10 protein-coding genes, 21 tRNA genes, 3 rRNA genes, 1 pseudogene and 1 riboswitch are annotated in these 17,885 nt (G+C 44.6%); of the genes and pseudogenes, 8 read left to right on the top strand and 27 right to left on the bottom strand.

Going from position 1 to position 17,885, the window contains the following annotated elements; all coding sequences use genetic code 11:
• The first annotated feature begins 217 nt into the window (after window positions 1-217).
• From M2353_RS14365 to M2353_RS14375, 3 genes are all read left to right on the top strand, one after another.
• On the top strand, window positions 218-1,156 hold the full coding sequence (locus tag M2353_RS14365) for a 1,4-dihydroxy-2-naphthoate polyprenyltransferase (RefSeq protein WP_284725621.1): 939 nt from the start codon (window positions 218-220) through the stop codon (window positions 1,154-1,156).
• Between the two features lie 117 nt (window positions 1,157-1,273).
• Complete coding sequence (locus tag M2353_RS14370) at window positions 1,274-2,008, top strand: TraR/DksA C4-type zinc finger protein (protein WP_284725622.1); 735 nt, start codon at window positions 1,274-1,276, stop codon at window positions 2,006-2,008.
• A gap of 88 nt (window positions 2,009-2,096) precedes the next feature.
• Entirely contained in the window at window positions 2,097-2,573 is a 477-nt protein-coding gene (locus M2353_RS14375) for a TspO/MBR family protein (protein ID WP_284725623.1), read from the top strand.
• Window positions 2,574-2,648: 75 nt separating this feature from the next.
• On the opposite strand, the gene M2353_RS14380 is transcribed toward M2353_RS14375, so the two are convergent.
• The 24 genes from M2353_RS14380 to M2353_RS14495 form a co-directional block, all read right to left on the bottom strand.
• A tRNA-Glu gene (locus tag M2353_RS14380) sits at window positions 2,649-2,720 on the bottom strand.
• Window positions 2,721-2,727: 7 nt separating this feature from the next.
• Window positions 2,728-2,818, bottom strand: a tRNA-Ser gene (locus M2353_RS14385).
• A gap of 3 nt (window positions 2,819-2,821) precedes the next feature.
• Window positions 2,822-2,896: transfer RNA gene (locus tag M2353_RS14390), tRNA-Asn, on the bottom strand.
• A 6-nt stretch (window positions 2,897-2,902) separates the two neighbouring features.
• Window positions 2,903-2,979, bottom strand: a tRNA-Ile gene (locus tag M2353_RS14395).
• 16 nt (window positions 2,980-2,995) lie between these two features.
• Window positions 2,996-3,069, bottom strand: a tRNA-Gly gene (locus M2353_RS14400).
• An 11-nt stretch (window positions 3,070-3,080) separates the two neighbouring features.
• Window positions 3,081-3,156 (bottom strand) — tRNA-His (locus M2353_RS14405).
• A 24-nt stretch (window positions 3,157-3,180) separates the two neighbouring features.
• Window positions 3,181-3,253, bottom strand: a tRNA-Phe gene (locus M2353_RS14410).
• A 17-nt stretch (window positions 3,254-3,270) separates the two neighbouring features.
• Window positions 3,271-3,347, bottom strand: a tRNA-Asp gene (locus tag M2353_RS14415).
• 15 nt (window positions 3,348-3,362) lie between these two features.
• Window positions 3,363-3,439: transfer RNA gene (locus M2353_RS14420), tRNA-Met, on the bottom strand.
• Between the two features lie 22 nt (window positions 3,440-3,461).
• Window positions 3,462-3,554 (bottom strand) — tRNA-Ser (locus tag M2353_RS14425).
• Between the two features lie 7 nt (window positions 3,555-3,561).
• A tRNA-Ile gene (locus M2353_RS14430) sits at window positions 3,562-3,638 on the bottom strand.
• A gap of 4 nt (window positions 3,639-3,642) precedes the next feature.
• Window positions 3,643-3,716 (bottom strand) — tRNA-Met (locus tag M2353_RS14435).
• 26 nt (window positions 3,717-3,742) lie between these two features.
• A tRNA-Ala gene (locus M2353_RS14440) sits at window positions 3,743-3,815 on the bottom strand.
• Window positions 3,816-3,823: 8 nt separating this feature from the next.
• Window positions 3,824-3,900: transfer RNA gene (locus tag M2353_RS14445), tRNA-Pro, on the bottom strand.
• A 7-nt stretch (window positions 3,901-3,907) separates the two neighbouring features.
• Window positions 3,908-3,984, bottom strand: a tRNA-Arg gene (locus tag M2353_RS14450).
• Between the two features lie 11 nt (window positions 3,985-3,995).
• Window positions 3,996-4,081, bottom strand: a tRNA-Leu gene (locus M2353_RS14455).
• 12 nt (window positions 4,082-4,093) lie between these two features.
• A tRNA-Gly gene (locus tag M2353_RS14460) sits at window positions 4,094-4,165 on the bottom strand.
• Window positions 4,166-4,195: 30 nt separating this feature from the next.
• A tRNA-Leu gene (locus M2353_RS14465) sits at window positions 4,196-4,278 on the bottom strand.
• Between the two features lie 7 nt (window positions 4,279-4,285).
• Window positions 4,286-4,361: transfer RNA gene (locus M2353_RS14470), tRNA-Lys, on the bottom strand.
• Between the two features lie 37 nt (window positions 4,362-4,398).
• Window positions 4,399-4,474: transfer RNA gene (locus M2353_RS14475), tRNA-Thr, on the bottom strand.
• Between the two features lie 33 nt (window positions 4,475-4,507).
• A tRNA-Val gene (locus M2353_RS14480) sits at window positions 4,508-4,583 on the bottom strand.
• Window positions 4,584-5,087: 504 nt separating this feature from the next.
• A 5S ribosomal RNA gene (gene rrf / locus M2353_RS14485) occupies window positions 5,088-5,203 on the bottom strand.
• Between the two features lie 61 nt (window positions 5,204-5,264).
• A 23S ribosomal RNA gene (locus M2353_RS14490) occupies window positions 5,265-8,195 on the bottom strand.
• Between the two features lie 182 nt (window positions 8,196-8,377).
• Window positions 8,378-9,926 (bottom strand): 16S ribosomal RNA (locus M2353_RS14495).
• The 16S, 23S and 5S rRNA genes sit together here, the layout of an rRNA operon.
• Before the next feature lie 436 nt (window positions 9,927-10,362).
• A riboswitch (TPP riboswitch) is annotated at window positions 10,363-10,465 on the top strand.
• Window positions 10,466-10,562: 97 nt separating this feature from the next.
• Here M2353_RS14495 and thiT point away from each other — a divergent pair.
• Entirely contained in the window at window positions 10,563-11,138 is a 576-nt protein-coding gene (gene thiT / locus M2353_RS14500; RefSeq protein ID WP_284725624.1) for an energy-coupled thiamine transporter ThiT, read from the top strand.
• A gap of 240 nt (window positions 11,139-11,378) precedes the next feature.
• Here the strand turns inward: thiT and M2353_RS14505 are convergent, their stop codons facing one another.
• Entirely contained in the window at window positions 11,379-11,933 is a 555-nt protein-coding gene (locus M2353_RS14505) for a GNAT family N-acetyltransferase (protein WP_284725625.1), read from the bottom strand.
• Window positions 11,934-12,103: 170 nt separating this feature from the next.
• On the opposite strand from M2353_RS14505, the gene M2353_RS14510 reads away from it, so the two are divergent.
• From M2353_RS14510 to ftsW, 3 genes and pseudogenes are all read left to right on the top strand, one after another.
• Window positions 12,104-12,742, top strand: a complete 639-nt coding sequence (locus M2353_RS14510; protein ID WP_284725626.1) for a DUF1232 domain-containing protein — start codon at window positions 12,104-12,106, stop codon at window positions 12,740-12,742.
• A gap of 14 nt (window positions 12,743-12,756) precedes the next feature.
• A pseudogene (gene rodA, locus M2353_RS14515) lies at window positions 12,757-13,911 on the top strand (rod shape-determining protein RodA).
• A gap of 5 nt (window positions 13,912-13,916) precedes the next feature.
• Window positions 13,917-15,050 (top strand): putative lipid II flippase FtsW, encoded by a 1,134-nt coding sequence (gene ftsW, locus M2353_RS14520; RefSeq protein WP_370539268.1) that lies wholly within the window; start codon window positions 13,917-13,919, stop codon window positions 15,048-15,050.
• 31 nt (window positions 15,051-15,081) lie between these two features.
• Here the strand turns inward: ftsW and M2353_RS14525 are convergent, their stop codons facing one another.
• Window positions 15,082-16,629 (bottom strand): flotillin lipid rafts scaffold protein FloT, encoded by a 1,548-nt coding sequence (locus M2353_RS14525; RefSeq protein WP_008344044.1) that lies wholly within the window; start codon window positions 16,627-16,629, stop codon window positions 15,082-15,084.
• Window positions 16,630-16,640: 11 nt separating this feature from the next.
• On the bottom strand, window positions 16,641-17,171 hold the full coding sequence (locus M2353_RS14530) for an NfeD family membrane protein (RefSeq protein ID WP_017367919.1): 531 nt from the start codon (window positions 17,169-17,171) through the stop codon (window positions 16,641-16,643).
• A 205-nt stretch (window positions 17,172-17,376) separates the two neighbouring features.
• On the opposite strand from M2353_RS14530, the gene M2353_RS14535 reads away from it, so the two are divergent.
• Entirely contained in the window at window positions 17,377-17,856 is a 480-nt protein-coding gene (locus tag M2353_RS14535) for a DinB family protein (protein ID WP_035389190.1), read from the top strand.
• Window positions 17,857-17,885 lie beyond the last annotated feature (29 nt).

A 17,885-nucleotide genomic window follows, 5' to 3' on the forward strand; every position in this document is an offset into this window, starting at 1 on the left:
TCACGCTTTCAAGATTTTTTCGCTCCCGCTTATTGAAATGAGAACATCCTTAAAAAATGGTAAGACCTGTTCGAAGATCAAGCTTTCTCTCTAGATGGGAACGATTAGCAAACATCTTTTTCTTGTTTCATCGCATCAATATATTGACACCTTTTTGAACTTTGCTAAACTGGAATTTGGACGTGTACGTATTTTTTTATTTAAAGGAGTATATTTTATGCAGCATCAATCGATATCAGATCAGCTTTCACCAATTAAGCCTGATAAAAACTGGCGGATTTGGTGGAATTTACTACGACCGCATACATTAACAGCGGCATTTATTCCCGTTACTTTAGGAACTGTCCTAGCACTTCCTAGTGGTCAAATACATGTTGGGCTATTTTTAGCTATGCTATTTGCATCGATGTTTATCCAAATTGCAACGAACATGTTTAATGAGTACTTTGATTATGTCCGCGGATTGGACAATGAGAAATCTGTCGGTATCGGCGGAGCGATCGTGAGAAACGGTGTAAAACCAAAAACAGTTTTAGGCCTCGCTTATGCCTTATTCGCGCTTTCTTTATTACTTGGGATCTATATTTGCATGATGTCTAGCTGGTGGATTGCACTCATAGGACTAATTTGTATGGCAGCAGGCTATTTTTATACCGGTGGCCCTGTACCAATTGCTTATACACCATTTGGAGAACTTGTATCAGGTGCTTTTATGGGACTAGGCATCATTTTAATTAGTTTCTATATCCAAACAGGAACATTGACATCAAAATCTGTGCTCATTTCAATACCCATCTCTATTTTAGTTGGTGCCATCTTACTGTCGAACAATATCCGTGATTTAGACGGTGATAAAGAGAATGGACGAAAGACACTTGCTATCCTAGCTGGACGTAAAGCGGCAGTCAACATCCTACTTTCCATGTTTGTGATCTCATATGTACTCATTTTTGTTTATATCTTTATGGATATCGTGGGTCTTTGGAGTCTTCTTGTCTTACTCAGTGTGCCAAAAGCTTATACAGCCATTAAAGAATTTAAGCAAAAAGAAAAACCAATTGAATTAATGAATGCCATGAAGTCGACAGCACAAACCAATACGTTTTTTGGTTTCCTGTTAACGATCGCATTGATCTTACAATATTATCTCGCATAACACGAAACGCCTGCAGCCGCAGGCGTTTTTTATTGAAGAATTGCTTCAAATTGGCACAAGTCTTACATAAAAATTTGCTCATACTAACAATATGTTTGATATGAAAGGGTGATCGCTTTGTTGTCTAAAAACGAATTACATCAGTTGAAGCAGCGACTTCTCGATGAAAAACAAGAAATTGAAGCCAAAAGCCATGATGATGAACAGAAAGTATCATTTCCTTATGATTCAGTGGGTGAACTGTCAGCCTATGATAACCACCCTGGCGACCAAGGGACAGAACTATTCGAACGCGGAAAAGACATTGCCTTAAACAGTTTGGAACATGAGCATCTTTCCGATATCAATGAAGCACTCCAAGCAGTGGCAGACGGCTCTTATGGTTTGTGTAAAGTGTGTAAAGCCCCTATTCCTAAAGAACGCTTAGAAGCCCTTCCCACCGCCGTCACATGCACAGAGCATTCAAAAGAACAGACCGTTTCACAAAACCGTCCCATTGAAGAAGATTTATTAAGTCCACCATCAGGGAAATTTGAAAATGAAGAAAGTGCTGCATATGATGGAGAAGATGCCTACCAAGACTTAGAACGCTATGGGAACTCTGATACCCCGTCCGATATGGAATTTCCTCCATTGACATACGATGATGTGTATACACAATCAGAAGATGAAGATTATGTGGAAGACTACGAAGGGTTTGCAGCTGCTGATATTGAAGGAAAAGCAAGCAAGGTCTATCCAAATAAAGCACACGAAGCTTATGAAGAAGCATTAGATGAAGAAGGCGTCATGACGGTGTTTGGTGACTTGAAGCCTTACGAAGAAGATCCTTATACTAAAAAAAATGATTAGTCCCCACATATTGGGGGCTTGATGTTTATATCATGTAATAATTGGGAAATAAGTTGAAGAGTGAATTTGATTGGGAGGAGATTTCTGGATGGCTAAAAAAAGTATCATTTGGGCGGTTATCGTCTTCTTTATTACATACGCATTATTTTCTATTGCAGGGTTCCTGTTCCCTATCGACAGAGAATGGTATGACGCACTAAATAAACCTGAATGGACACCTAGTGGTGGTGTCATCGGTACGGTCTGGGCTGTCTTATTCGCCCTCATTTCGTTATCTGCCGCCATCATTTATGCAAAGTATGGTTTTCAAAAAATCACATTACCATTTTGGATTCTGTTTCTTTTAAATTATGTATTCAATCAAGCCTTTAGCTTTTTTCAATTTACACAAAAAGATCTATTTGCAGCTACGATCGACTGCCTGCTTGTAGCACTGACAGCACTCGCACTTGTCATCGTCTCACGTAAACTAAGCAAAGTTGTCCCAATTTTATTAATTCCTTATGTTTTATGGGGATTCTTTGCGACATACTTGTCTTATACGATCTATTCCATGAATATGTAAAAAAGACCGCTATGATGGCGGTCTTTCGTTTTGTGGAAAATAAAAAAGAGGTCTTTATTAGACCTCTTTAAAAAATGACCCGTACGGGATTCGAACCCGTGTTACCGCCGTGAAAGGGCGGTGTCTTAACCGCTTGACCAACGGGCCAGAAAAATGGCGGAGAAGGAGGGATTTGAACCCTCGCGCCGCTTGCGCGACCTACACCCTTAGCAGGGGCGCCTCTTCAGCCACTTGAGTACTTCTCCATTTGGCTCCGCAGGTAGGATTCGAACCTACGACCGATCGGTTAACAGCCGATAGCTCTACCACTGAGCTACTGCGGAAAGTCATGGTGGGCCTGAGTGGACTCGAACCACCGACCTCACGCTTATCAGGCGTGCGCTCTAACCAGCTGAGCTACAGGCCCATGAACGATATGCAAATGGAGCGGGTGATGGGAATCGAACCCACGACATCAGCTTGGAAGGCTGAGGTTTTACCACTAAACTACACCCGCAAAAATATGTATGGGGCGATTGATGGGAATCGAACCCACGAGTGCCAGAGCCACAATCTGGTGCGTTAACCACTTCGCCACAACCGCCATACTGATATTTATTTATAAAAGTGGCTCGGGACGGAATCGAACCGCCGACACACGGATTTTCAGTCCGTTGCTCTACCAACTGAGCTACCGAGCCAAGTATTCATTTGAAAGTGGCGGTCCGGACGGGACTCGAACCCGCGACCTCCTGCGTGACAGGCAGGCATTCTAACCAACTGAACTACCGGACCATTAGAGAAAAAATTTGGTTGCGGGGGCAGGATTTGAACCTGCGACCTTCGGGTTATGAGCCCGACGAGCTACCGAACTGCTCCACCCCGCGATGATATCATTTTTTAAAAATATGGCGGAGGAAGAGGGATTCGAACCCCCGCGGGCTTTGACACCCCTGTCGGTTTTCAAGACCGATCCCTTCAGCCGGACTTGGGTATTCCTCCGTATAGATGGTGGACCTTGTAGGACTCGAACCTACGACCGGACGGTTATGAGCCGTCTGCTCTAACCAACTGAGCTAAAGGTCCTTTATAGCGGCGGAGGGGATCGAACCCCCGACCTCACGGGTATGAACCGTACGCTCTAGCCAGCTGAGCTACACCGCCATGATATAAAATAATCTTTTAAAAAGTGGAGCCTAGCGGGATCGAACCGCTGACCTCCTGCGTGCAAGGCAGGCGCTCTCCCAGCTGAGCTAAGGCCCCATAAAAGATGGTCGGGAAGACAGGATTCGAACCTGCGACCCCTTGGTCCCAAACCAAGTGCTCTACCAAGCTGAGCTACTTCCCGATCTTAATGGCGCGCCCGAGAGGAGTCGAACCCCTAACCTTTTGATCCGTAGTCAAACGCTCTATCCAATTGAGCTACGGGCGCTTATTTTATAATGCCGAGGGCCGGACTTGAACCGGCACGGTAGTCACCTACCGCAGGATTTTAAGTCCTGTGTGTCTGCCAATTCCACCACCCCGGCGTGGATGGTATAAGCGGAAGACGGGATTCGAACCCGCGACCCCCACCTTGGCAAGGTGGTGTTCTACCACTGAACTACTTCCGCATTACAGGATTTCTTTATGTTGTTTGGCAATGCGGGTGAAGGGACTTGAACCCCCACGTCATAAAGACACTAGATCCTAAGTCTAGCGCGTCTGCCAATTCCGCCACACCCGCATGAAAATGGTGAGCCATGAAGGACTCGAACCTTCGACCCTCTGATTAAAAGTCAGATGCTCTACCAACTGAGCTAATGGCTCGCTTTTAAAGCGACTTGTCTATCTTACCATATGAAAGTGGTGCCGGCAAGAGGACTTGAACCCCCAACCTACTGATTACAAGTCAGTTGCTCTACCAGTTGAGCTACACCGGCTTTATCTATCCTAACATTATGTAAGAATAAATATGGTGGAGGATGACGGGCTCGAACCGCCGACCCTCTGCTTGTAAGGCAGATGCTCTCCCAGCTGAGCTAATCCTCCACTATGTAGGAATCTCTCGATCCGACAAAGATTATTATATACAGGTTTCACTCATTTGTAAAGGCTATATTAAAAAAATTTTATTTCATTTTTCATGACGTATTTCTTTTAACAGATGATGTTGATGTTACCAGTCAAAACAGCTTCAATTCAGCGATTAACAGCTGTATTTCTCTTCTCTATATTCTCTTTAAAAACGAGTAAATCCTTTAAAAATATCAGCAGACTTTCAATTTTTATGCTTTAATGATATAGATATTTCTTCATTTTAACTGTTAAACGCAATGAATGTTTTGACTATACACCTGCTATTCTTTCTCTCTATTATTTTTCTCTACATTTAAAAAAGTGAACATGCTTCACAGACTTTCTCGTTGTTTGAGAGCATCCTGCACACTTGTCGCCAATTAAATCAATCTGGTTCATACAACATATCAATTAGGTTCATCTTCTTTCAAAAAACACAAAAAAGACCAGTTCCGACTGGAACTGATCCTTTGAAAAGCTTGGCGGCGTCCTACTCTCACAGGGGGAAACCCCCAACTACCATCGGCGCTGAAGAGCTTAACTTCCGTGTTCGGTATGGGAACGGGTGTGACCTCTTCGCTATCGCCACCAAACCTGATGGAGAGAATGTTCTCTCAAAACTAGATAACAATGTTCATTTTTCACATTAGAATATAGGTTAAGTCCTCGATCTATTAGTATCTGTCAGCTCCACGTGTCACCACGCTTCCACCTCAGACCTATCAACCTGATCATCTTTCAGGGATCTTACTTCCTTGCGGAATGGGAAATCTCATCTTGAGGGGGGCTTCATGCTTAGATGCTTTCAGCACTTATCCCGTCCGCACATAGCTACCCAGCGATGCCCTTGGCAGAACAACTGGTACACCAGCGGTGCGTCCATCCCGGTCCTCTCGTACTAAGGACAGCTCCTCTCAAATTTCCTGCGCCCGCGACGGATAGGGACCGAACTGTCTCACGACGTTCTGAACCCAGCTCGCGTACCGCTTTAATGGGCGAACAGCCCAACCCTTGGGACCGACTACAGCCCCAGGATGCGATGAGCCGACATCGAGGTGCCAAACCTCCCCGTCGATGTGGACTCTTGGGGGAGATAAGCCTGTTATCCCCGGGGTAGCTTTTATCCGTTGAGCGATGGCCCTTCCATGCGGAACCACCGGATCACTAAGCCCGACTTTCGTCCCTGCTCGACTTGTAGGTCTCGCAGTCAAGCTCCCTTGTGCCTTTACACTCTGCGAATGATTTCCAACCATTCTGAGGGAACCTTTGGGCGCCTCCGTTACATTTTAGGAGGCGACCGCCCCAGTCAAACTGCCCACCTGACACTGTCTCCCTGCCCGATAAGGGCAGCGGGTTAGAAGGTCAATACAGCCAGGGTAGTATCCCACCGATGCCTCCACCGAAGCTAGCGCTCCGGTTTCCAAGGCTCCTACCTATCCTGTACAAGCTGTACCAACATTCAATATCAGGCTGCAGTAAAGCTCCACGGGGTCTTTCCGTCCTGTCGCGGGTAACCTGCATCTTCACAGGTACTATAATTTCACCGAGTCTCTCGTTGAGACAGTGCCCAGATCGTTGCGCCTTTCGTGCGGGTCGGAACTTACCCGACAAGGAATTTCGCTACCTTAGGACCGTTATAGTTACGGCCGCCGTTTACTGGGGCTTCAATTCGCACCTTCGCTTACGCTAAGCGCTCCTCTTAACCTTCCAGCACCGGGCAGGCGTCAGCCCCTATACTTCGCCTTACGGCTTCGCAGAGACCTGTGTTTTTGCTAAACAGTCGCCTGGGCCTATTCACTGCGGCTTCTCGGGGCTTTAACACCCTAAGAAGCACCCCTTCTCCCGAAGTTACGGGGTCATTTTGCCGAGTTCCTTAACGAGAGTTCTCTCGATCACCTTAGGATTCTCTCCTCGCCTACCTGTGTCGGTTTGCGGTACGGGCACCTCTCACCTCGCTAGAGGCTTTTCTTGGCAGTGTGGAATCAGGAACTTCGCTACTAAATTTCGCTCGCCATCACAGCTCAGCCTTCACGGGAAACGGATTTGCCTATTTCCCAGCCTAACTGCTTGGACGCGGATATCCAATACCGCGCTTACCCTATCCTCCTGCGTCCCCCCATTGCTCAAATGGTGAGGAGGTGGTACAGGAATATCAACCTGTTGTCCATCGCCTACGCCTTTCGGCCTCGGCTTAGGTCCCGACTAACCCTGAGCGGACGAGCCTTCCTCAGGAAACCTTAGGCATTCGGTGGACGGGATTCTCACCCGTCTTTCGCTACTCATACCGGCATTCTCACTTCTAAGCGCTCCACCAGTCCTTCCGGTCTGACTTCACTGCACTTAGAACGCTCTCCTACCACTGTTCGTAAGAACAGTCCGCAGCTTCGGTGATACGTTTAGCCCCGGTACATTTTCGGCGCAGAGTCACTCGACCAGTGAGCTATTACGCACTCTTTAAATGGTGGCTGCTTCTAAGCCAACATCCTGGTTGTCTAAGCAACTCCACATCCTTTTCCACTTAACGTATACTTTGGGACCTTAGCTGGCGGTCTGGGCTGTTTCCCTTTCGACTACGGATCTTATCACTCGCAGTCTGACTCCCAAGGATAAGTCATCGGCATTCGGAGTTTGACTGAATTCGGTAACCCGGTAGGGGCCCCTAGTCCAATCAGTGCTCTACCTCCGAGACTCTTACCTTGAGGCTAGCCCTAAAGCTATTTCGGAGAGAACCAGCTATCTCCAGGTTCGATTGGCATTTCACCCCTACCCACACCTCATCCCCGCACTTTTCAACGTGCGTGGGTTCGGGCCTCCATTCAGTGTTACCTGAACTTCACCCTGGACATGGGTAGATCACCTGGTTTCGGGTCTACGACCACGTACTCATGCGCCCTATTCAGACTCGCTTTCGCTGCGGCTCCGCATCTTCTGCTTAACCTTGCACGGGATCGTAACTCGCCGGTTCATTCTACAAAAGGCACGCCATCACCCGTTAACGGGCTCTGACTACTTGTAGGCACACGGTTTCAGGATCTATTTCACTCCCCTTCCGGGGTGCTTTTCACCTTTCCCTCACGGTACTGGTTCACTATCGGTCACTAGGGAGTATTTAGCCTTGGGAGATGGTCCTCCCGGATTCCGACGGAATTTCACGTGTTCCGCCGTACTCAGGATCCACTCTGGAGAGAACAACATTTCAGTTACAGGGCTGTTACCTTCTTTGGCGGGCCTTTCCAGACCTCTTCGCTTATATCGTTCCTTTGTAACTCCGTATAGAGTGTCCTACAACCCCAAGAGGCAAGCCTCTTGGTTTGGGCTGTTCCCGTTTCGCTCGCCGCTACTCAGGGAATCGCATTTGCTTTCTCTTCCTCCGGGTACTTAGATGTTTCAGTTCCCCGGGTATGCCTTCTCATACTCTATGTATTCAAGTATGGATACTACTCCATTACGAGCAGTGGGTTTCCCCATTCGGAAATCTCCGGATCAAAGCTTGCTTACAGCTCCCCGAAGCATATCGGTGTTCGTCCCGTCCTTCATCGGCTCCTAGTGCCAAGGCATCCACCGTGCGCCCTTTCTAACTTAACCATTTCTTACTTTAGAAAGAATCACTATGTGTGATGAACTTTGCATTGCATTCAATGTGAATGTATTACTTATTGTTATCTAGTTTTCAAAGAACAATCCTGTCTCGCTAGAGACATGTTTGAAGGAATGATCCTTCAAAACTAAACAAGACGAAAAACGTACGCTGCTCCATATATCCTTAGAAAGGAGGTGATCCAGCCGCACCTTCCGATACGGCTACCTTGTTACGACTTCACCCCAATCATCTGCCCCACCTTCGGCGGCTGGCTCCATAAAGGTTACCTCACCGACTTCGGGTGTTGCAAACTCTCGTGGTGTGACGGGCGGTGTGTACAAGGCCCGGGAACGTATTCACCGCGGCATGCTGATCCGCGATTACTAGCGATTCCAGCTTCACGCAGTCGAGTTGCAGACTGCGATCCGAACTGAGAACAGATTTGTGGGATTGGCTAAACCTTGCGGTCTCGCAGCCCTTTGTTCTGTCCATTGTAGCACGTGTGTAGCCCAGGTCATAAGGGGCATGATGATTTGACGTCATCCCCACCTTCCTCCGGTTTGTCACCGGCAGTCACCTTAGAGTGCCCAACTAAATGCTGGCAACTAAGATCAAGGGTTGCGCTCGTTGCGGGACTTAACCCAACATCTCACGACACGAGCTGACGACAACCATGCACCACCTGTCACTCTGTCCCCGAAGGGAAAGCCCTATCTCTAGGGTTGTCAGAGGATGTCAAGACCTGGTAAGGTTCTTCGCGTTGCTTCGAATTAAACCACATGCTCCACCGCTTGTGCGGGCCCCCGTCAATTCCTTTGAGTTTCAGTCTTGCGACCGTACTCCCCAGGCGGAGTGCTTAATGCGTTAGCTGCAGCACTAAGGGGCGGAAACCCCCTAACACTTAGCACTCATCGTTTACGGCGTGGACTACCAGGGTATCTAATCCTGTTCGCTCCCCACGCTTTCGCTCCTCAGCGTCAGTTACAGACCAGAGAGTCGCCTTCGCCACTGGTGTTCCTCCACATCTCTACGCATTTCACCGCTACACGTGGAATTCCACTCTCCTCTTCTGCACTCAAGTTTCCCAGTTTCCAATGACCCTCCCCGGTTGAGCCGGGGGCTTTCACATCAGACTTAAGAAACCGCCTGCGAGCCCTTTACGCCCAATAATTCCGGACAACGCTTGCCACCTACGTATTACCGCGGCTGCTGGCACGTAGTTAGCCGTGGCTTTCTGGTTAGGTACCGTCAAGGTGCAAGCAGTTACTCTTGCACTTGTTCTTCCCTAACAACAGAGCTTTACGATCCGAAAACCTTCATCACTCACGCGGCGTTGCTCCGTCAGACTTTCGTCCATTGCGGAAGATTCCCTACTGCTGCCTCCCGTAGGAGTCTGGGCCGTGTCTCAGTCCCAGTGTGGCCGATCACCCTCTCAGGTCGGCTACGCATCGTCGCCTTGGTGAGCCGTTACCTCACCAACTAGCTAATGCGCCGCGGGTCCATCTGTAAGTGACAGCCGAAACCGTCTTTCATCCTTGAACCATGCGGTTCAAGGAACTATCCGGTATTAGCTCCGGTTTCCCGGAGTTATCCCAGTCTTACAGGCAGGTTACCCACGTGTTACTCACCCGTCCGCCGCTAACATCCGGGAGCAAGCTCCCTTCTGTCCGCTCGACTTGCATGTATTAGGCACGCCGCCAGCGTTCGTCCTGAGCCAGGATCAAACTCTCCGAGGTATGCAGGATGCATATCACACATGCGTTGCTACACGATGTAGCGAACTTAGCATGTGATCATTTCCTGCCTCGCCAGTTTGACTGACTACCTATGATGTATCATAGGATTTTTTTATAAAAACTCGAATTAACAGGTACGTTTTGTCTTGTTTAGTTTTCAAAGATCATCTTCATTTTCGCTCAGAGGCGACTTTATTAATATAACATTCTATCAAGATGAAGTCAACAACTTTTTTCTTGAATGTTATTTCTCAACCGCGCTGTTTCAGCGGCGAATACAAATATAACACCTTTTAAAAGAAGAAACAAGTACTTTTTCTAAATAATTTATTTTTCTTGATCTCTTCCTATATATTCGTACAAAAAGGGCTTAACTCCGTAATTCACTATTGTTGATCCTGTAGGTCTTTAGTATATTTATAATAGATTGAAATTAAATAACCGCAGGGGGAGCTTTGTGCTGAGAGTGAACAATTCGTTGTTCTGACCCTTTGAACCTGTCAGTTAATACTGAAGTAGGAATGTGGAATCACTTGCATACATGCATTGTATTCAAGCCGATATGTTTTTCTATGAATCACATACTCATCCTGACATGGTCTCTCCTTGCACAATTCGTGAAAAGGGGATTTTTTTATGCAGCAATCAAATCAATTAGTACGACTGATGGAGATCGCCATCATGACTTCTCTTGCACTTGTTTTAGATTATTTATCAGGTCTCTTTTTAAGAATGCCGAACGGCGGGTCAATTGCACTGATCATGATTCCTGTCATTCTCATGTCCATTAGATGGGGCGTGTCTGCTGGATTTATCATCGGTGTGTTAATCGCAGGACTGCAGCTGATGAACAATCCTATTATTGCTACACCTGTACAAGGATTTCTCGATTACTTTGTCGCATCTGTTGTGATTTGTTTAAGCGGGCTATTCTCAGGATCAATTAAAAAAGCCATTCAGGATAAACAGCGAAAGAAACAATTCTTCTATATTATCCTAGCTGTATTTGTCGCCAGTTTCTTCAGACTGCTGACGTTCTTTATTTCAGGTGTAGTTTTCTTTTCTCATTATGCACCAAAAGGAACACCAGGCTGGGTGTATTCATTAGTTTATAACAGCACATATATGATTCCTTCATTTATCATTTGTAGTATTGTTCTTTGTTTACTCATCCCTAGTGCGTCTCGTTTGGTTTTTCCTCGACAAAAATAACCCAGCTGTTTCAGCGGGTTATTTTTTTATGCATAATTTGCTGCTCTATTGAATCTATTAATAGTAGAAGATTTCATGCTGGAGGTACGACAATGAATCCTTACTCCATTATGCTGTGCTGTTACATCCTCAGTCTCGCCTACTTTTTGGCAAGTTTCTATGAGGCATTAAAAATAGCAGGTGTGAAAGGAAAAGTAGAGGCTTCTCCTTTTATATCTTATATTTTACTCGCCACCCTTTTTACTTTTTTCTCTCATTATTACTGGAAGCTGACGATATAATCTGTTGAACATGATCACTTAGGACAGACAGTTCCCATCCATACCCTATTTCTTCATGGTTCTCACCAGCCAGCTCAAACTGGCTGGTGACGGCAAAACTAGGTTGAAGTTTTTGATAAAATTGCTTCGCTGAGTTTTGCTCAAATACCCAGAGCAGCATATTCTGATAGCCTTTCTCTATTAAATAATCCACACCTTTTGCAATCAAAGCCATACCCGCTCCTGATTTCTGTTTTCTCTGCAACAAATAGATGGCATAAAGCTCACCATCATATATTGAATATCTCTCATCACGCTGTTTTCCGAAGGAAGCAAAACCAAATACTCCGTCAGCATCCTCTGCGACAAACGTGCCTTCAAGCGACCTGCTTCTCCAGCTCTCTTCCCGCTCCTCTACATTCAAAGCATCTAAATACTCTTGTAAAATAATGCCGTGATAAGTCGTTTGCCAGCTCTTCACATGAATTTCGGCAATTTTAGGAATATCATTATGTACTGCATGTCTAACCTTCATCTGCACACCCCTTTTAGCCATTTTATAGTCTATGTTTCATATGATAAGTTGCTATTTTATAAAATTCAATCCTTAATGGATATTCGTTGACATTTCGTCAACACCCCTATATATTGGGTACGACTTCTTCTATTGAAGAGTTGAACTTTATGAAAAGGGGGAAGAAAGAGATGGAATTTAAAACAACTGAGCTTCGGCAGTTTTTAAAAGAACAACTGCAAATACGTTCTCTTTCATTAAGAGAACTCAGTACACAAACAGAAATTGATAAAGCCACACTGTCTAGAATCATGAACGGAAAAAGAAAACCGACTTTGAACCATTTACAGCGGCTTTCAGATGCTCTCCACATTTCTTTAGATCATCTATTGGCCACGGCTGGATTTTCAATTAAAAACGAAAGAGTTCACGGTAATACGTTCATTCAAGCCGTAGAAGAGATTGAGCGAACGCTGAAAGATCATGATGTCTATGACGGGACGTTCAGCGAGAATGAATTGAAACAGAAGTTAAATGAATATGAAACCTATAGTCAATCAGATGAGGGAAAAGAAACAATCTCAGCAAATTTTGAAAAAAAGATAGATATGATAAGCGGTGTTGGGCCATTTCTTGATCAATTGAAAAGCATGTACTGCTCGTTCATGAGCGGACGGGGGACTTCTCGAGAATTGATGTTGATGGGAGGCGCATTACTTTACTTCATTATGCCCGTTGATTTAATACCAGATTATATTTTTCCGATCGGCTATATTGATGACGCTGCAGCGGTGCAGGTCGTATTAAACCAGCTGACAAATAGGTCATAGTAGGTGACGGAGACATGAAAAAACAGAACAGCATTGACTTCGCATTATTATTCACTGTCATTTGTTTCTTTGTGATCAGCCTGCTGGCTGTGTATAGCGGATCGGGACAGTATGAAACGCAAGATATGTTTTATTTCGTCAAAAGACAAGTTTTCTGGTATATCGTCGGCTTTGGCCTTATGGCGGCAGTTGCTTACTTTGATTATGAACTGCTTGAGCGGTTATCTTTTCGATTATTTGCAGGTGGTCTCTTCCTCATCATTCTCGTTCATTTTTTTGGCACGAATCAAAATGGCTCCCAAAGATGGATCAGCTTGGGGCCCATGAAAGTGCAACCATCAGAATTTATGTAAATTTTTGTCATTCTTCTGTTAGCGGCTATTTTAAATCGATACAAACATCAGCGCTTTTCGTTTAAAGAAAGCATGATTCCTACAATGAACATCATATGCTGGACCTCTGTTCCTTTTTTCCTGATTTTAATTCAGCCAGATTTGGGGACGGCACTTGTGATCTTGTCTATCGCTTTTACACTGATGCTTGTGTCAGGTATTTCAAGTAAGATGATCGCTGCATTAATCGCTTCTTTTCTCGCGTTTCTTGCATTTTTGACCTACTTGCACAATGAACATTTTGAGCACTTTACAAAAGTGATTAAACCTCATCAGCTTGATCGCATTTATGGGTGGCTCTCCCCAGATGAATTTGATTCGACATATGGGTATCAACTGAAACAAGCAATGCTTGGCATTGGGTCAGGGCAATTATCAGGAAGCGGGTATACAAAAGGAAATCAAGTACAAGGGGGAAATATCCCTGAAGCCCATACAGATTTTATATTTGCAGTCATTGGCGAGGAGTTTGGTTTTATCGGCGCCTCCCTATTGATCTGTTTATATCTTATGATGGTCTATCGAATGATTCATGTGGCTATGCATGCGAATACCCTTTATGGGCTTTATATATGTGCTGGGGTGGTTGGGCTGATCGTCTTTCAAGTCTTCCAAAACGTTGGGATGACAGTAGGGCTAATGCCTGTGACTGGTCTTGCCCTTCCTTTTATCAGCTATGGGGGCAGTGCGCTTTTAACCAATATGATCGCCATTGGCCTTGTGTTTAGTGTCAATCTGAGGTCCTCATCCTACATGTTTGGACGTAACTGGGATTGAAGGTGATGTCATTGATTCTTTCTCACCTAAAAAAAATCGACCACATTCTTGCTGGGACGATTGTTTGTCTTTGTTTCTTCGGATTACTGATGGTGTACAGTGCGAGTTATCCTTTAGGCGAAATAAAATATGGACAGGGCAGCTACTTCTTCATGAAACAGTGGCAATGGCTTTTGATTGGGTTCTTCTTTTTCATCGCTGCGGCCCTTGTTCCATATCAAGCTTACCGTAAATGGATTCGGTGGCTTGTGATGCTGTCATTGTTATGTCTTCTCCTTGTCCTGCTTCCTGGAATCGGTGTTGTCAAAAACAATTCACAGCGATGGATTCAATTGGGCTCTCTGATCATCCAGCCGTCTGAGGCTGTGAAATTAGTGATGATCATCTATTTTGCCTATGTATATGCAAGGAAACAAGCGTACATTACATCCTTTAAAAAAGGAGTACTACCTCCACTTCTTCTTTTAAGTCTAGCTTTTTTATTGATTTTAAAACAGCCAGATTTAGGTACAGCAGTTTCTATTTTATTGAGCTGCGGTATCGTCTTATTATGTGCTGGACTTAAAACACGCCACCTCATTCTACTAGGTTCGACGGCTGCGGCAGGGATCACTTTTTTTGCTGTGACCGCTCCTTATCGTTTGAAACGGATCACTTCTTTTCGTGATCCTTTCATGTATGAAGATGGAGATGGTTATCAGCTGATCCATTCCTATCTCGCCATGGATTCAGGAGGACTGACCGGGAATGGTTTAGGCGGAAGCATACAAAAACTAGGATTTCTTCCTGAAGCCCATACAGATTTTATTATGGCCATCATTAGTGAAGAGCTGGGAATCATGGGGCTGTTGTTTGTGATGGGTGCCTACCTACTCATCATGTATCGCGCCGTTCGAATCGTTCAAGGTTTACAAGATCCATTTGGAAAGCTATTAACGATCGGGCTTACTTTTCAAATTATGATTCAAGCAGCCTTTAATCTAGGAGCTGTCTTTGGGCTTCTCCCCATTACAGGCATTCCTCTTCCCTTTATTAGCTACGGCGGATCTTCATTGGTGTTCATGATGATATCTGCAGGCATTCTTGTGAATCTCTCTTCATCTATCAAAAGACACCGGCATGTGCCCCAAGTAAAATAGACACCCTCTATCAGAAGGTGTCTTTTGATTTTTATTCTTCTATTTGACGATCAGCGATTTCTTTTTTTCTTGGCTGTTTGATTTCATTCGTCAGTTCTTGGATGCTTTGTTTCACATTGCCTTTGCCAGAGAAATTCTCAATAATTTCTTTAACATCAATTCCAGAGGAAGCTTTCAGACTTTCTTGAAGACTGGACATAAGGTTTGTCGCATAGCCGGTCACTTTGTTGGCGCCGCTGCCTTCCCCGTTACCACCTGTATCAACAACTGTAATTTTATCAATGTTAGAAAGTGGAGCAGATACTTGTTTCGCATATTCAGGTAGCATTTTCACAATCATATCAAGAATCGCCGCTTGGCCATACTGTTCGAATGCTTCTGCAATTTTCTCTTTCGCTTCTGCTTCCGCAAGTCCTTTCAACCTAATGACTTCTGCTTCTGTTTCCCCTTTTGCACGATCGGCTTCCGCTTTGGCAAGCCCATCAATCCGAACTTTCTCTGCTTCTGCTTTTGCCATTGCTTCAATGCTGTATTTCTTCGCATCTGCTTCTGCAAGACGCTTCGCTTTTTCCGCCGCAGCCGACTGCTCAACAGCATAACGGTCCGCATCTGCTTTCTTTTTCACTTCAGAATCGTATTGACGCTCACGACGCTGGATCTCTTTTTCTTCTAATTCAATTTGCTTCTGACGTTCAATGATTTTGACTTGCATTTCTTGTTCAGTTACGTGCTGACGATTACGAGCTGTTTCAAGATCGTACGCTTGGTCAGCGCTTGCTTTTGCTGTATCTTGTTCACGTCTGAATTCTGCTCTTTTCAGCTCATTGATTTTTTCTGCTTCAGCGATTTCAGTGGCACGCTCAAGCTCAGATTTCTTCGCATCTTTATCTGCTTCTGCACGTTTGATACGTGTTTCTTTATCTGCTTCTGCTGTCGCAATATCTGCATCGCGTTTCACTTGAGCAATTCTAGGTTTACCTAGTGATTCTAAATAGCCATTTTTATCACGGACATCTTTGATTGTAAACGATACAATGACAAGACCCATTTTCGCTAGATCTTGAGAAGCGACACGCTGTACTTCTTGAGAAAATTTCTCTCTGTTTTTATAAATCTCTTCAACTGTCATTGACCCTAAAATGGAGCGAAGGTGTCCTTCTAGTACTTCTCTTGCTTCATTTTCACGATCTTCTTTTGTTTTCCCTAAAAACTGCTCTGCCGCAGTGGCGATTTCTTCAATTGATCCGCCAATTTTAATGATGGCCGTTCCATCCGCCATGACCGGTACACCCTGTTCAGTATAGACTTCAGGCGTTGAAACATCTAGCTTGCTAGATAGTAAGCTGAGCGGCTCTGCTTGTTGAAAAACAGGGAGTACAAAGGTACCTCCACCTCTTACAATCTTAATCTTGTTTCCACCTTCATCCACGTGGACATTTTTACTTCCGAGGTAACTTCCTGTGACGATTAATGCTTCATCTGGACCAGCTGTCCGGTATTTCGAAACAAATACACCAATAAGTGCAATGAGAATCACAAGCACAATTCCAATAATAATTAATATGGTTGTTCCTGGCATAGCATTCCCTCCTAGATTTCTTCATTTGGTATAACAGATAACACGCCTTTGTTCACTTCGACGACCAGCACCCGGGTTCCATATGGAATCTCCTCTTCGTCGAAACTGACGGCAGGCTTTGAGATTTTTCCGCTGTTACTAATTAACAGCACTTCTCCAAACCCATCTTTTGGTACAGATACAATGATCTCCCCAGTTCTTCCTTTTAGGTCGGCCTCCGTATATGAAAGAGATTCTTCAGCAGAGGAAAGCGGGACTAAGACAAATACATGTAAACAAGTAACGAGAACCACTGCGAGGATGGCAGATAATACGGCGCCAAGTCCACTTCCTACAATTGCTGTTTTTTCAGAGATAAATCCTCCAGCCGAGAAAAAGGTAAGAAATGCGAGGATCAATGTTGGTTGAAGGAACGGGACAGGAATCGCTTCAAACAATCCATCAAATACATCGCCAAAAAAGACGAAAACAAGCGTCAGGATTCCTGATACCATCAATATGTATAAGTACAGCGTCTGAAGAGGCAGCCCAAACACATCCATCTTCCTCACCCTTTCTTTATGAAATGAGCAGCCTTTCATTCATTTAGACCATGCTCACATCCAAGTGTATTCCTTCTAACAGGTAATACGAACCACTTTTGTAAAGGTTTCATTTTTCATCACAATTCATTAAAGGATTTCTCGGATAGCTAAAGAATGATTGTCTTGTACCAGTATGATAAAATTTGATCTTGAGGTGAGAGAAATGAGTTTATTACATGAAGCAAGACAAGAATTGTGGCAGGAGCTGCAAGGATTGAGCGAAGAACAATTAAATCAAAAATTATCTGATGATACTTGGAGTATTCAAGAAGTTGCAGATCATTTAAAGAAGATGGACCTAGTTGCAGCAAAACATCTAGCTGCCGAGGGGAAAAAAGCACCGATTAAAGAATATGAGCCAAAGCCGGTGGAAATGGCAGAGGATCGTTCAAGAAAAGCCACCGCGCCTAGTATTGTTGAACCAGAGCGCAAGCATGTGACACCTACACATTTAAAAGATGAGCTTGATACAGCTCGTGAGAAATTAAATCAAATTTTATCAACGTTTACAGAGGAAGATTTCAAACGCGTGATTGCACATCCTGTGTTTGAAGAACTTTCATTAAAGCAATACCTTGATTTTATCGGCGCACATGAAAAGCGCCATATTCATCAAATTAAAGAAATTAAAGAACAGCTATAAGATGTAAAAAAGACTCCCTTTTGGGAGCC

Source organism: Bacillus aerius (assembly GCF_029894105.1).
GTDB lineage: Bacteria > Bacillota > Bacilli > Bacillales > Bacillaceae > Bacillus > Bacillus altitudinis.

Bases quoted from the DNA above. Each gene is read 5' to 3' on its own strand.
- M2353_RS14375 (WP_284725623.1), top strand. From the start codon at position 2,097: ATGGCTAAAAAAAGTATCATTTGGGCGGTTATCGTCTTCTTTATTACA.
- M2353_RS14535 (WP_035389190.1), top strand. From the start codon at position 17,377: ATGAGTTTATTACATGAAGCAAGACAAGAATTGTGGCAGGAGCTGCAA.
- thiT (WP_284725624.1), top strand. From the start codon at position 10,563: ATGCAGCAATCAAATCAATTAGTACGACTGATGGAGATCGCCATCATG.
- M2353_RS14365 (WP_284725621.1), top strand. From the start codon at position 218: ATGCAGCATCAATCGATATCAGATCAGCTTTCACCAATTAAGCCTGAT.
- M2353_RS14525 (WP_008344044.1), bottom strand. From the start codon at position 16,629: ATGCCAGGAACAACCATATTAATTATTATTGGAATTGTGCTTGTGATT.
- ftsW (WP_370539268.1), top strand. From the start codon at position 13,917: ATGTCATTGATTCTTTCTCACCTAAAAAAAATCGACCACATTCTTGCT.
- M2353_RS14510 (WP_284725626.1), top strand. From the start codon at position 12,104: ATGGAATTTAAAACAACTGAGCTTCGGCAGTTTTTAAAAGAACAACTG.
- M2353_RS14505 (WP_284725625.1), bottom strand. From the start codon at position 11,933: ATGAAGGTTAGACATGCAGTACATAATGATATTCCTAAAATTGCCGAA.
- M2353_RS14530 (WP_017367919.1), bottom strand. From the start codon at position 17,171: ATGGATGTGTTTGGGCTGCCTCTTCAGACGCTGTACTTATACATATTG.